Genomic DNA, 12,988 nt, shown 5'->3' with positions numbered 1-12,988 from the left:
AGTGGAGGCTTCTGTTGCCAGGTGCCTCCGAACCCCGCTTAGACCTGCGACGGCCTAAGGCTTGATTTGAAGCTATCGCACCGCATTAAGCGGCGAGACGTGCCTCCGCATAGTTGTCGTTTGCAACTACTGAGTTAGCCCGATAACGGTGGTACTATGCCGGGCAAAAGAGCGATCTTTACACCCTTGTCGATCCTATTTCGCCCCCGCCACAAGGCAGCCGCCTTAATCTATCTCGCAACTCCGGACGGAAAACCGTTTTACACTTTTCCTGAACTTGCTCTGGCTGCATTCTGGTGGAGGCGCCGGGTACCGCCCCCGGGTCCAATAGGCTTATTACATCGTCCGTTTATCACCATAGCCGGTCGAGACCGGCAGATCGTATATAGACGCGCCCGGCGGGAATTGGAAGGGCCCCTGGTACGATTTGCGCTGGTCCGGGTTATCGTTTTTCAACGGCGCCGGAATGTTTTCGGTGCGTTTCCAGGGTAGCTTCACCGTTTTCCATACGCAGCCAATCGGACCGGCAATGTTCAAGCGGCATTGACAGGCGTTTTTTGCTAGTCAATGTTTTGCAACAGTGGATTTAACTGACGATTCCATTCTGCTGTTCCTGCAGCCGATGATGTGGCCAGAGTCGAAGGAGAACGGTCAATGAGTGAATATATCGAAGACGTCCGCCGTTACGATGCCGGTGCAGATCCGGCCATCGTCGAAAAAATCGTCAAGCATCTGGGCATAGCGCTGCGCAGCAGGGATGCTTCGCTCGTCGCGATGTCGGACCCAAGCGAAGTCGAGCGCGTGCGCAAGAGCTGGGTCGAGAAGAAGCTCGGCATTGCCGATGCCGACAAGGGCAGTGCTGCTATCCAGAGCGTCGGGGAAATCATGAAAGGCGATCGCGACAAGCAGCGCGTCACCTTCTACTATCTGACCGCGAAAGCGCTTGGGAAACTCGAAACCCTCTGATTTTTTGATGATAACATGTGATACCCCGGTGCTTTGCGCCGGGGTTTTGCTATTTTGGCATATAGGATTGGAGCGGTTCTGCGATTCCATCGAAACAGGACGGCTTCCAGGAGAAAACAATGCCGCGCCACCCCGAATATCAATATCTCGACCTCATGTCCCACGTTCTGGAGAAGGGGGACAGGCGAATCGACCGGACCGGCGTCGGCACGCTTTCGACATTCGGCACGATGCTGCGGTTCGATCTTTCGGACGGCACGGTGCCGATCCTGACCTCGAAGCGGGTCTACTGGAAGCTGGCCGTCAAGGAGATGCTGTGGTTCCTGACGGGGGAAACCAATATCCAGGCGCTGTTGAAAGAGAATGTCCGGATCTGGACCGATTGGCCGCTGGACAAATACCGCAAGGCGACGGCCGAGGACATTTCGCAGCCCGAATTCGAGAAGCGCATCCTCGAGGATGATGATTTCGCGCGCAAATGGGGCGACCTGGGTCCTGTCTATGGCAAGCAGTGGCGCCGGTGGCGCGGCGCGGACGGTGTCGAGCACGACCAGATCGCCACCGTCATCGAGACGCTGAAGACCAATCCGTCGAGCAGGCGCATGCTTTTTCATGGCTGGAACGTGCCGGAACTGCCTGATATGGCGCTGCCGCCCTGCCACATGGTCTATCAGTTCCATGTCACGGGAGGAAACCGGCTCAACCTTTTGATTTACCAGCGCAGCTGCGATCTGGAACTCGGCGCGCCGTTTAATTTCGTCGGCGGCGCGGCATTGCAGATGATGGTGGCCCAGCAGACCGGTCTCGAACTGGGCGAACTCATCTGGATGGGAGGCGACGTGCATCTCTACCTCAACCATCTGGAACAGGCGCGCGAGCAGGTGAGACGGGAGCCTCGGCCTTTTCCCCGGATGCGCCTGCTGCGCCGGCCTCCCAGCATCGACGGCTACCGGATCGATGATTTCGAGGTGACGGAGTATGAGCCGCACGCCGCGATCAAGGCAGATGTGGCGGTCTGATGAAAGCGGTTTCCCCCATTATTTCGATCGTCGTCGCCATTTCGGAAAACGGAATCATAGGATGCGACAATGGTCTGCCATGGCGGCTTTCTACCGATATGAAGCGGTTCAGGGCGGTCACCATGAGCAAGCCGATCATCATGGGCCGCAAGACCTGGGAATCGATCGGCCGGCCGCTGCCCGGACGCGCCAATATCGTCGTTACCCGCGACCCGGATTTCGCGGTCGATGGGATCGATGTGGCGGGCTCGGTCGAAGACGCGCTGGCACTGGCCCGAGGGCGCGCGGAGGAGGCGGGCGCCGACGAGATCTGTGTGATCGGCGGCGGCGATATCTATCGCCAGACATTGCCTCTTGCGGATCGGCTCTATGTGACCGAGGTTCTCGGCGAGGTGGTGGGCGATACGTATTTTCCGGCGATCGATCCGGCTGATTGGCGCAAGGTTTCAGCGGAAGAGGTGCCGGCAGGAGAGAAGGACAGCCATGCCACGCGCTATATCGTCTATGAAAGAAGCTGAATGGACACGCTGAGGCTTCGCAAAACATGCTGATTTTCCAAATGAGCATCGAAAGTTCTCCGCTTGCGTTGAAAGCGGCTTTCACCATCCCTATAAACGGGAAACATGAATTGATGTCGGGAGGTCGTACGTTGCCTCTTGCGTACGAAATGAGAGGTAAGAATGCCCTGGAGTAATCAAAATGGCGGCGGCGGCCCTTGGGGTGGCGGCGGCAACAATGGCGGTCCGTGGGGACAGGGGCCGAAGGGCCCGCGCGGTGGCGCCCCCGGTACGCCACCGGATCTAGAGGATATCCTGCGCAAGGGCCAAGACCGGCTGAGACGGGCACTTCCCGGCGGTGGTGGTGGTGGCAATAATTACACTATCTATATCGTGGCGGGCGTCGTGCTCCTCGCCTTCTGGCTTTTCAAGTCGGTCTATACGGTGCAGCCGGACGAGCTTGCCGTCGAACTGCGTTTTGGAAAACCGAAGGAAGAAATCTCCGGGCCCGGCCTGCACTTCCATTGGTGGCCCATCGAAACCTATGAGAAGGCGCAGATCGTCGAAAAGCAGATCAATATCGGCGGTCAGGGTACGCGCGGCGCCACGCAGGGGCTGATGCTGACCGGCGATCAGAACATCGTCAACGTCCAGTTCTCGGTGCTTTATCAGGTGATCGCGCCGCGCGCTTATCTGTTCAATGTGCAGGATCCCGACAACATGGTGCAGCAGGTTTCCGAAAGCGCCATTCGTGAGGTCGTCGGTCGTCGTCCGGCACAGGACGTGTTCCGTGACAACCGCGCGGATATCGCCCAGAACGTGCGCGCCATCGTGCAGGCGGCACTCGATAACTATAATGCGGGTATTCAGGTCAACGCCGTTTCCATCGAGGACGCCGCGCCGCCACCCGAAGTGGCGGATGCCTTCGACGAGGTGCAGCGCGCTGAACAGGACGAAGACCGTTTCGTCGAAGAATCCAACCAGTATTCCAACCAGAAACTCGGCGCGGCGCGTGGTCAGGGCGCGCAGGTCCGCGAGGAGGCTGCGGCCTACAAGGACCGAATCGTCCAGGAGGCGATCGGTGAAGCGCAGCGCTTCACCTCCGTCTATGACCAATATGTCAAGGCGCCCGACGTGACGCGCAAGCGCCTGTTCCTCGAAACCATGGAGCGCGTTCTGAAGGGCTCCAACAAGGTGATCATGGAGCAGGGAAATAACGCTGTGCCTTATCTGCCGCTCAATGAGTTGATGCGCCAGCGCGCGCCCCAAACGACTCCACCGAACAACACGACTGGAAGTACGACCGGCGGGACTACCACCGGGGCCAGCAGCGTGACAGGAGCCAGCCAGTGATGAACCAGAACCGTTTCCCCATCATTGCGGGCATCATCGCGATCGCCGTCTTCCTGCTCTATTCGTCGGTGTTCATCGTCAACGAGCGTCAGCAGGCTATCGTTCTTCGCTTCGGCCAGATCATCGATGTGAAGACCCAGCCCGGCATTTATCTGAAACTGCCCTTTAGCTTCTTCGATGCCGACAATGTGCAGATGATCGATGATCGTCTGCGGCGCTTCGATCTGGACGATATCCGCGTTCAGGTCTCGGGCGGCAAGTTCTACGATGTCGATGCCTTCCTGGTCTATCGGATCACCGATGCACGGCGCTTCCGCCAGACGGTTTCGGGCAATACGACGCTCGCCGAACAGCGTCTGCGCACACGTCTCGATGCGGCGTTGCGTGGCGTCTACGGTCTGCGCGGCTTCGAGGCGGCGCTTTCCGAGGAGCGTGGCGAAATGATGCGGGAGGTGCGCGAACAGTTGAGCCCCGACGCTACCTCGCTCGGCCTCACCATCGCGGATGTGCGTATCCGCCGTACCGATCTGACGGCGGAGGTCTCGCAGCAGACCTACGACCGGATGAAGGCGGAACGTCTTGCGGAAGCGGAACGCTTGCGTGCCCGTGGCCGTGAGGCGGCGCAGCGCATCCGCGCCGTGGCCGACCGCCAGGTGGTGGAAATCCTTGCCGATGCCCGCAAGGAATCGGAAATCCTGCGCGGTGAGGGCGAAGGCGAGCGCAGCCGCATCTTTGCCGATGTCTTCACCAAGGATCCGGATTTCTTCGCCTTCTACCGTTCGATGGCAGCCTATGAGCAGGCGCTGGAGACATCAGGTACGACAATGGTGCTGTCGCCGAATTCGGAATTCTTCCGTTATTTCCAGGACGCAAAGGGCAACGTTCCTGCGGTGAACCGACAGGCGCCGGCGGCTGCTCCGGCCAATCGGTCGACGCCGGCGCAATGATAGGCTGCGGCGAACGGAATAGAGGTCTATGAACGACTTTCTTGCCGCCGTAGGTCTGCTCTTCGTGTTCGAGGGGCTGCTCTACGGCGGCTTTCCATCTCTGGCGAAGCATTTTGCCCGCGACGTGGTCGAGTTGCCCGATGGCGTACTGCGCATCGCCGGCATTCTCGCCATTGCCGCCGGCGTGGTGATCGTCTGGCTGGCACGCGGGTAATTCTTTTCATTCACAGTGGCTTTTCAAGGCCGCAAACAAGCCGTATTTTTTAGGCACTGAAACTAGGTGCTGACCTTAGCATTGGTGCGACCGCCGCGCGTGGCGCGGTCGACTGCCTGCAACACAATTATCGGAGTTTGCGCTTATGGCTTTCGGAACTCGATCCGGTTTTCTTCGCAGCGGCATTGCGGCAATTGCCATCGGTGCGGTGACGTTCGGCGCGATCGCGCCGGTGTGGACGACACCGGTCCAGGCCGCCGAAGGCCCGGCATCAGTCGCCGATCTTGCTCAGGGACGTCTCGACGCGGTGGTAAACGTCTCCACGTCACAAAACGTGCAGGGACCGGGAAGCGGCAATCAAGTGCCCATGCCGCAAATACCCGAGGGCTCGCCCTTCCAGGAGTTCTTCGATGATTTCTTCGGACCTCAGGGACGAGGCGGAGAAAGGGGGCAGTCACGCCGGGTCCAGTCACTTGGCTCGGGCTTCGTCGTCGATGCACAACAGGGTATCGTCGTCACCAACAATCACGTCATTGCGGATGCTGACGACATCGAGGTCAATTTCAATGATGGATCGAAGCTGAAGGCGGAACTGCTCGGCAAGGACGTCAAGACCGATCTGGCCGTCTTGAAGATCGATCCGACCAAGCACAAGCTGACGGCGGTGAAATTCGGTGATTCGCAGAAAGCGCGCATCGGCGATTGGGTAATGGCCATCGGCAATCCGTTCGGCCTTGGCGGCACGGTGACGGTAGGCATCATCTCGGCGCGCAATCGCAATATCAATTCCGGCCCCTACGACAATTTCATCCAGACGGACGCGGCGATCAATCGGGGTAATTCCGGTGGGCCGCTGTTCAATATGGATGGCGAGGTCATCGGCGTGAATACGGCCATCATCTCACCCTCCGGCGGCTCGATCGGTATAGGCTTCGCCATTCCGACTGAAATGGCGGTGAGCGTCATCGACCAGTTGAGGGAATTCGGCGAAACCCGGCGCGGATGGCTCGGCGTGCGCATCCAGCCCGTCACCGACGATGTTGCCGAGAGCCTCGGAATGAAATCGACCACGGGCGCGCTGGTTGCGGGATTGGTCGAAGGTAGCAATGTCGACAACAAGGAAATCCAGCCGGGCGACGTCATCGTCAAATTCGATGGCAAGACCATTGAAAACGCGCGCGATCTTCCGCGCGTCGTGGCTGAAAGCCCGGTCGGCAAGGAAGTCGAAGTGGTCGTCATCCGCAAGGGCAGGCAAGAGACCGTCAAGGTCAAGCTCGGTCGCCTGGAGGAATTCGAAAAGAAAGAAACGAAAGACGATACCGACGACGAGGGGACAGACAAGAGCACCGAACAGCCTGATAAGCCCGCTTCGGTTGACGTCCTGGGCATGAAGCTTGCGGCCCTCGATGATGAGATGCGGACGAGGTTCGAGATAGCGCCCGATGTTCAGGGCGTGGTGGTCACGGAAGTTGCGCCCAATTCGGCGGCAGCGGAAAAACGCATCGCGCCCGGCGAGGTGATCGTCGATATCGGCCAGGAAACGGTCGGTTCGCCCGATGATGTCGAGAAGCGTGTCGACGGGCTGCGCAAGGAAGGCCGCAAGAATGCACTTCTGATGCTCGCCTCGAAAACCGGCGAATTGCGGTTTGTGACTGTAAGGGTGGAGTGAGGATACACCGTCCGCCAGGATGGATCGCGTCGGGATTGACCGGAATGGTCTCGCCTCTTTGCCGTGGGCCCTCGGGTCAAGCCCGAGGACCCACGGCTGAGGAGCATATACCTCTCCGCTGCTGCAGCGGATTCCAGAGAGAAACCCTCGCGATTCGAATCGCTTACCCGCAAGTGCTCAGGTTTTGATTCCGAGCCGATCCTGCCGTGCGATGCTGTAGACGACGTGCGGTTTGAGATGCGGTGTCGCGTCGCTCACCTTCGGATGGTCGAAGTCGCGGGCCGGATCGCGTTTCATGCCGAGGCGCTGCATGACGGCGGTCGAGCGGTGGTTGTTGAAGACGGCGAAGGAGACGATCTCGTCCAGCCCGCGCTCGTCGAAGCCGTGCGCAAGCAGCTGGCGTCCGGCTTCCGTCACATAGCCCTTGCCCCAGTGGCGTTTCGCCAGCCGCCAGCCGATTTCGACGGTTCCCTTGGGAAAATGCGGTTCGAGATCGGTGAGAGCGAGGCCGGCGAAGCCGAGGCAGGCGCGCGTGGCGCGCTCCTCCAGCGCATAGAAGCCATAGCCCGTCGCGTCGATGTCCATCTTGAGCCTGTCGAGCAATTCGTCCGATTGCTCACGGTCACGGAGGAAACCGAAATACTCCATGACCTCAGGGTCGGAGTTGATCTCATGAAAAAGCGCGCGATCATGCTCCTGCCAGTTGCGGATGATCAGCCGTTCGGTCTCTGTAATGATCATGTCACGAAATCCGTTTTGCGATAGCCCTGGATGTAGAGAAGTGCGGAGAGGTCGCCATGGTCGATGCGGATTTTCACCTGCTCGGCGACCACCGGTTTGGCGTGGAGCGCGACGCCGGTTCCGGCGAGCTGCAGCATGCCGAGATCATTGGCGCCGTCGCCGACGGCAATCGCGTCCTCGGTGGTGATCCCGAGCCGTCCGCAGATATCGATCAGCCGTTCGACCTTCGCCTCGCGTCCGAGGATCGGTTCGGCCACTTCGCCGGTCAGCAACTTGCCATCATCGAGGAGCAGATTGGCGCGGTCCTCGTTGAAGCCGATCATCTGGGCGATGCGCCGGGTGAAAACGGTGAAGCCGCCCGATACCAGCGCGGTGTAGGCGCCATGCTTCTTCATCGTGCGCACCAGCTCGACACCGCCCGGCGTCAGCGTGATGCGGCTGGCGATCACCTTGTCGATGACGGAAAGCGGCAGATCCTTCAGGAGTGCCACGCGCTCGCGCAGTGCCGGTTCGAAGGCGATCTCGCCATTCATGGCGCGCGCGGTAATTGCCGCCACGGCATCGCGCAGGCCTGCTTCCTCAGCCAGTTCGTCGATGCATTCCTGGCCGATCATGGTGGAATCCATGTCGGCGATCAGCATCTTCTTGCGTCTTCCGTCCTGTTCCTGCACGACGATATCGACCGGCTCGCCATCGACCGCGTCGCGCAGACGTGCTGCTGCCTCGGCGGCATCGGTGCCGTCCTTCAGGGCCAGATCGCAGGCGATGCCGTCGGCCAGCCAATAAAGTCCGGTTGCATTCACCGCGGCGCAAGCTTTAATCCCCAGCGACGAGGACAGTATCGGGCGAGCCGGATTGGCGATGAGCGTGGCGACCAGTGACATGAAGCAATTCCCGGCATGGTGGGTGATGTGACGATCAAGAATGCGATCCTGATAGCCGGACCGACGGCAAGCGGCAAGTCGGCGCTGGCGCTGCGTCTCGCCAAGGAGCGGGACGGGTTCATCGTCAATACCGATTCCATGCAGGTCTATGGCGTTCTCGACCTCCTGACGGCGCGGCCGCAAGCCGACGATCTGCTAGCTGCTCCGCATTATCTTTACGGACACGTGCCGCCGTCGCAACTCTATTCGACCGGACGGTGGCTCGGGGATGTGGAAGCGCTGCTGAACCGGCCCGAGCTGCGGGGGCGCGTGCCGGTTTTCGTCGGCGGCACGGGGCTTTATTTCCGCGCGCTCACCGGCGGGCTGTCCGATATGCCCGATGTGCCAGATGAAGTGCGCGAGCGCTGGCGGGGAAGACTAGCGGCGGAGGGGGCGCCGGCGCTGCATCGCGTGCTTTCCGGCATGGATGCCGTTGCAGCCACGATTCTTCGGCCAACGGATGGGCAGAGGATCGTCCGGGCGCTGGAGGTGATGGAAGCGTCAGGGCGGTCGATCTACGATTGGCAGAAGGAGAAGGGCAGGGCACTGGTCGATGCCGAAGCCGTACGCCGCGTGGTGATCCTGCCGGACAGGGCGTTGCTTGCCCAGCGCATTTCGCGGCGCTTCGACATGATGATGCACAGCGGTGCCGTCGATGAGGTCAAGGCATTGCTTGCGCTGGGGCTTTCCGAGGCGCTGCCGGCGATGAAGGCCATTGGCGTGCGCGAGATCGGCGCTGCTTTGGCCGGGGAAATTACGTTCGAGGAAGCGGCGGAACGGGCGAAGATCGCGACGCGGCAATATGCCAAGCGGCAGATGACCTGGTTCCGCAATCAGCTCGATTCCGGCTGGCAGATTTTACGCGATGTAAACCAGACGGAATCTTTTTCCTGACGGCGGGATCAAAGCAGCTTATTCGGATGACGCGATTAACGGGAGCGAAACGCCTATAGGTTGAATATGGCGTCGCAGGGGGCAGCGCGTACAGATGCGTTTTCATAAATCAGAGACATCATTCTTTATCCTGATCGTCTTTCTGGGCGGCGTGGGCATCATGCTCTATCGCGTCAAGACGGCTGTGGATATTCTGTCTCCGATATCGGCGAGCGAGAATGCAGCCACGCTGGTCGACTATATCGCCGCCGCCAACAGCCTTGCCGCTCTGTTTCTGGTTGCTGCGTTGTTTTGCGGAATTTTTCTGATCTATCCGCTGATCCGCTTTCAGGCGCAGGATCACGGAAAACTCCAGGAGATGGCGCAAATTCTCTCGGCCCGATCCGAATCACTGGCGCATGCGGCGCTGACCGATGGGCTGACCGGAATGCAGAACAGGCGCTATTTCGACGAAGCGCTGAAGGAATACCTGGCGCAGTTCGGCCGCATCAACAAGCCGGTGGGGCTGATGATCCTCGATCTCGATCATTTCAAATCAGTCAACGACACACATGGGCATGTCGTCGGAGATGCGGTTTTGCGCGAGGTCGCCCGCTGCCTGAAGGATTATACGCGCTATCATGATGTCGTCGCGCGCCTCGGCGGGGAGGAATTCGCTGTCGTCGCCCCCAATATGGACAAGGAATTGCTGGCCAAGCTCGCCGACCGGATCCGCAAGGCCATTTCGGAAATCAATATCACGATAGACGATGCGCATCTGAAAGTGACGACGAGCATCGGCGTTGCCGTATGGGACAAGCGCGAGGGCTGGCAGGATTTTTATCGCCGGGCGGACAAGCTGCTCTACAAGGCCAAGAATATGGGCCGCGACCGCGTTTGTGTGTGATCGGGTGGGCTTTCGTTGACTTCTGACGGGCAGGACTGCTGTATCAAGTCATGACGAACGAAAAATCGCTTGTCCTGATCGGTGGAACCTCCCATATGGGAAAATCGACTCTTGCGGAAAATCTGGCTCGTAAGCTTGGTTGGAAGCATGAATCCACTGACAGTTTGGCGCGCCATCCTGGCCGACCGTGGCGAAGCCCGCCCGAGAGCCTCCCCCCGCATGTCATGGAGCACTATGACAGGCTTGATGCAGATCAGCTTATGTCGTCGGTTCTCTCGCATTATAAGGCCATGTGGAAGCCTCTCATAGAACCGCTGATCATCCGGCAGTCTTCCGATGAAACGGCGTCAAGTCTTGTTCTGGAGGGATCGGCGCTGCTGCCGGATCATGCCGTTCAGGTTCTGACGGACAGAGTCTTTGCTGCCTGGCTCACCGCGTCGGAAGATTTGATCAGAAATCGTATTTATGCGGAAAGCCGCTACTCAGAAATGGTGCCATTCGGCCGGAAGTTGGTCGATCGCTTTCTCGATCGGACACTGGCATTCAATCACTTCATCCGCAGCGAAGTCGTTCGGTTGTCCCTTCCGAACATTGATGTCGGAGAAGATGTTTCCGAAGAAGAACTGGCCCTGCGCTGCCTGGAAATGATGGGACCGAACACCTAGCTCCTATCATTGCGGAAAGACCGGACGAGGTCGTTGGCGCGGGGGTGTTGCTGTTTTTCTATCATCCTGAGATGCTCTTCCCGCGTTTCGGCGTGGCGCATGCGCCAGTCGGATTCAGGCGCCGCCGCCGTACGTTGGCCGGGATCGAGCGGCAGGATCGGTGGAAGCGACGGGCGCTGCTCGTCGGGGCCCTCCGCCTCCGCGTCATAATCGGAGGTCTCGGAGGCAGAGCTGTCGAAATGGCGCAGCCGCTCGACGACGCTTTCGAGCGATATCCGCCTGTCGCCCGTGCGCATGGATTGCTGCTGTTCCTGGATATGCGCGCCAGGCAGCTTGTTGGCGGGAATGGTCTCGAAGGTCATGCGCATCGGCGTCGACAGCGCTTCACCGAATGCGACGGCCTCGCGATTGGCGATGGACGACAGGAAATTCGTCATGCTCTTCGCGGCCCCTGTTATGGCGCCCTTGATGATCTGCTGGTCGCGTTCGTTGCCGAGCCGCATGGCGAAGATCGTGTTGCACTGGGACAGGATCGTCGGGTCGAGCTCGCCGGGGCGCTGGGTGATGACGCCGAGATAGACGCCGTATTTGCGGCCCTCCTTGGCGATGCGGGAGATGGCCTGGCGTGTCGGCCAGAACCCGGCGTCCGGATCGGCGGGGATGTAGCGGTGGGCTTCCTCGCAGACGACGAGCGTCTGGATCTTGCCGTCGCTCGACGCTGCGATATCGAAGGCCAGGCGGCACAGTACCGAAGCGACCGCATTGACGACCTCCGACGGCAGGCCGGAGAGCTGAAAGACGCAGATCGGGCGGCCGTCCTGTGGAATGCGGAAGATGCGTCCGATCATCTGACGCATCGTATCGGCGATGGTCGAGGCGGCGAACATGAAGCGGAAGCGGGGATCGTTGACAATCGATTCCAGCCGCGTCTTCAGCGCCTTGAGATGCGGCCGCTCCGCCTTTCCATCGAGTTGCCCCGTGCGCTGGTCGATCAGCGCCAGGAGATCGGATATGCGGTAGGGGATGGGCGTATCCGCCGTTACCGGCCGGGTATCACGTTCGCGCCGTCGCAGAAGCGTCGATGCCTGGCTGTCCGACATGCGGAAACGCTCGCGGGCGATCTGGATCATGTCCCGCAGCGCATCCATCTCGCCCGCATTGGGCTCGCGGCCGCGGAACAGCACGTCGGCGAATTCCTCCAGCCGGAACATCCAGAAGGGCAGGTCGAGATTGGCGGGATCGACGACGATCGCGTGATCGGGGAAGGCGGTGGCGAATTCATTGTGCGGGTCGAGGATCAACACGCGAACGTCTGGGCGCTCGGTCACCACCTTGCGCAACAGAAGCGTTACCGCGCTCGATTTGCCGACGCCCGTCGTGCCGACGACGGCAAAATGGCGCGAAAGCAGATCATCGATGGAGACGAGCGCGGGAATATTTTTGTCCTGCGTCAGCGTTCCGATCGCAACGGTCTTACGTTCGCTCGCGGCATAGATGGCGGCGAGATCGGAGGCGCGGATGCGGTGCGCGATGGCGCCCATATGCGGATATTGCGAAACGCCCGAGGTGAAGGACGCGTTTTCTTCGGGGCCGCTGCGCACCTCGCCGATCAGCTCGATATGGATGTGGATGATATTGTCTGCATCCTTTTGCCATGCGGCATCGGGCATATCCACCTTGTGGATCAGCCCGACCAGCCGGTTTTCCCCGACCCGCACGGAGATGAGCTGTCCGACGGCCCAGTAATCTTCCGATGCGGTGACCGAGGGGCCGGCGATGGCCGCGATGGTGGCGCGGTCGCCGTCGCATTCGATGATATAGCCCTCGGTGCGGTTGCGCGCGACAACGCGCTCCTGTTCGTGCTGCATCCCACTTGCCCCCGTTAGTCCCTTCACCCTCGCCCTTCGAGGCTCGCTCCGCTCGCACCTCAGGATGAGGGTGAAGGGCGGCGTCGCTCCAACAGCCCTCATCCTGAGGTGCGTAGTGGAGCAAAGCGGAACGGAGCCTCGAAGGGCGAGGGCGCTTGGCGCCGATTCCATAAGACAGACGCTAGCGGCTGCGTATTGAGATAAGGTTAGTAATGCCGGTCGTCATTCCCGGCCCTTTCATTTTAGCCGTTGACGCGCGATGGTTCCGCGATTAATCTTTCCAACCATGAAGACAATTCTTATCGTAGTACGAGCGCGCGTGGGCAGGATGGTGTAACCATCCGGC

The 12,988-nt window shown here is 60.1% G+C and carries 13 protein-coding genes and 1 other RNA gene; 10 read left to right on the top strand and 4 right to left on the bottom strand.

The window, feature by feature from the left end:
• Nucleotides 1-415: a transfer-messenger RNA gene (ssrA, locus tag C5748_RS02755) on the bottom strand.
• A gap of 239 nt (nt 416-654) precedes the next feature.
• Between ssrA and C5748_RS02750 the strand changes: the two genes are divergently transcribed.
• The 7 genes from C5748_RS02750 (at nt 655) to C5748_RS02720 (ending at nt 6,665) form a co-directional block, all read left to right on the top strand.
• Entirely contained in the window at nt 655-966 is a 312-nt protein-coding gene (locus C5748_RS02750) for a DUF2853 family protein (RefSeq protein ID WP_105740413.1), read from the top strand.
• Between the two features lie 119 nt (nt 967-1,085).
• Nucleotides 1,086-1,985 (top strand): thymidylate synthase, encoded by a 900-nt coding sequence (gene thyA / locus C5748_RS02745; RefSeq protein WP_105740412.1) that lies wholly within the window; start codon nt 1,086-1,088, stop codon nt 1,983-1,985.
• Nucleotides 1,985-2,503 (top strand): dihydrofolate reductase, encoded by a 519-nt coding sequence (locus C5748_RS02740; RefSeq protein WP_105740411.1) that lies wholly within the window; start codon nt 1,985-1,987, stop codon nt 2,501-2,503. The genes thyA and C5748_RS02740 overlap by 1 nt, the downstream gene beginning before the upstream one ends.
• A 162-nt stretch (nt 2,504-2,665) precedes the next feature.
• Entirely contained in the window at nt 2,666-3,835 is a 1,170-nt protein-coding gene (hflK, locus tag C5748_RS02735; protein ID WP_105740410.1) for an FtsH protease activity modulator HflK, read from the top strand.
• Nucleotides 3,835-4,782 carry a protease modulator HflC gene (gene hflC, locus C5748_RS02730; protein WP_105740409.1) on the top strand — a complete coding sequence of 316 codons (948 nt, stop codon included), beginning with the start codon at nt 3,835-3,837 and terminating at the stop codon, nt 4,780-4,782. Before hflK ends, hflC begins: the two co-directional genes overlap by 1 nt.
• A gap of 28 nt (nt 4,783-4,810) precedes the next feature.
• The gene (locus C5748_RS02725) at nt 4,811-4,996 is read left to right on the top strand and encodes a DUF2065 domain-containing protein (RefSeq protein ID WP_105740408.1); all 186 of its coding nucleotides are present in this window, start codon (nt 4,811-4,813) and stop codon (nt 4,994-4,996) included.
• Between the two features lie 145 nt (nt 4,997-5,141).
• Nucleotides 5,142-6,665 carry a DegQ family serine endoprotease gene (locus C5748_RS02720; protein ID WP_105740407.1) on the top strand — a complete coding sequence of 508 codons (1,524 nt, stop codon included), beginning with the start codon at nt 5,142-5,144 and terminating at the stop codon, nt 6,663-6,665.
• Nucleotides 6,666-6,842: 177 nt separating this feature from the next.
• Here C5748_RS02720 and C5748_RS02715 read toward each other — a convergent pair whose 3' ends face one another.
• The gene (locus tag C5748_RS02715; protein ID WP_105740406.1) at nt 6,843-7,406 is read right to left on the bottom strand and encodes a GNAT family N-acetyltransferase; all 564 of its coding nucleotides are present in this window, start codon (nt 7,404-7,406) and stop codon (nt 6,843-6,845) included.
• The gene (gene serB / locus C5748_RS02710; RefSeq protein ID WP_105740405.1) at nt 7,403-8,290 is read right to left on the bottom strand and encodes a phosphoserine phosphatase SerB; all 888 of its coding nucleotides are present in this window, start codon (nt 8,288-8,290) and stop codon (nt 7,403-7,405) included. Before serB ends, C5748_RS02715 begins: the two co-directional genes overlap by 4 nt.
• 15 nt (nt 8,291-8,305) lie before the next feature.
• On the opposite strand from serB, the gene miaA reads away from it, so the two are divergent.
• The 3 genes from miaA (at nt 8,306) to C5748_RS02695 (ending at nt 10,774) form a co-directional block, all read left to right on the top strand.
• Nucleotides 8,306-9,223 carry a tRNA (adenosine(37)-N6)-dimethylallyltransferase MiaA gene (gene miaA / locus C5748_RS02705; protein ID WP_105740404.1) on the top strand — a complete coding sequence of 306 codons (918 nt, stop codon included), beginning with the start codon at nt 8,306-8,308 and terminating at the stop codon, nt 9,221-9,223.
• Between the two features lie 94 nt (nt 9,224-9,317).
• Nucleotides 9,318-10,109, top strand: coding sequence for a GGDEF domain-containing protein (locus C5748_RS02700; protein WP_105740403.1), 792 nt, complete (start codon nt 9,318-9,320; stop codon nt 10,107-10,109).
• A gap of 50 nt (nt 10,110-10,159) precedes the next feature.
• Nucleotides 10,160-10,774, top strand: coding sequence for a hypothetical protein (locus C5748_RS02695; RefSeq protein ID WP_146119461.1), 615 nt, complete (start codon nt 10,160-10,162; stop codon nt 10,772-10,774).
• Here the strand turns inward: C5748_RS02695 and C5748_RS02690 are convergent.
• Complete coding sequence (locus C5748_RS02690) at nt 10,771-12,642, bottom strand: ATP-binding protein (protein ID WP_105740401.1); 1,872 nt, start codon at nt 12,640-12,642, stop codon at nt 10,771-10,773. The two genes, C5748_RS02695 and C5748_RS02690, sit on opposite strands and share 4 nt — an antisense overlap.
• Nucleotides 12,643-12,988 lie beyond the last annotated feature (346 nt).

Source organism: Phyllobacterium phragmitis (genome assembly GCF_002980495.1).
GTDB lineage: Bacteria > Pseudomonadota > Alphaproteobacteria > Rhizobiales > Rhizobiaceae > Paramesorhizobium > Paramesorhizobium phragmitis.
Note: the sequence above shows the minus strand (reverse complement) of the source record. Positions and strands in the feature narration are given on the sequence as shown.

Coding starts and splice junctions, on each gene's coding strand:
- thyA (WP_105740412.1), top strand. CDS start 1,086: ATGCCGCGCCACCCCGAATATCAATATCTCGACCTCATGTCCCACGTT.
- C5748_RS02690 (WP_105740401.1), bottom strand. CDS start 12,642: ATGCAGCACGAACAGGAGCGCGTTGTCGCGCGCAACCGCACCGAGGGC.
- C5748_RS02700 (WP_105740403.1), top strand. CDS start 9,318: ATGCGTTTTCATAAATCAGAGACATCATTCTTTATCCTGATCGTCTTT.
- serB (WP_105740405.1), bottom strand. CDS start 8,290: ATGTCACTGGTCGCCACGCTCATCGCCAATCCGGCTCGCCCGATACTG.
- C5748_RS02750 (WP_105740413.1), top strand. CDS start 655: ATGAGTGAATATATCGAAGACGTCCGCCGTTACGATGCCGGTGCAGAT.
- C5748_RS02695 (WP_146119461.1), top strand. CDS start 10,160: ATGACGAACGAAAAATCGCTTGTCCTGATCGGTGGAACCTCCCATATG.
- C5748_RS02740 (WP_105740411.1), top strand. CDS start 1,985: ATGAAAGCGGTTTCCCCCATTATTTCGATCGTCGTCGCCATTTCGGAA.
- C5748_RS02725 (WP_105740408.1), top strand. CDS start 4,811: ATGAACGACTTTCTTGCCGCCGTAGGTCTGCTCTTCGTGTTCGAGGGG.
- C5748_RS02720 (WP_105740407.1), top strand. CDS start 5,142: ATGGCTTTCGGAACTCGATCCGGTTTTCTTCGCAGCGGCATTGCGGCA.
- miaA (WP_105740404.1), top strand. CDS start 8,306: ATGGTGGGTGATGTGACGATCAAGAATGCGATCCTGATAGCCGGACCG.
- C5748_RS02715 (WP_105740406.1), bottom strand. CDS start 7,406: ATGATCATTACAGAGACCGAACGGCTGATCATCCGCAACTGGCAGGAG.
- hflK (WP_105740410.1), top strand. CDS start 2,666: ATGCCCTGGAGTAATCAAAATGGCGGCGGCGGCCCTTGGGGTGGCGGC.
- hflC (WP_105740409.1), top strand. CDS start 3,835: ATGAACCAGAACCGTTTCCCCATCATTGCGGGCATCATCGCGATCGCC.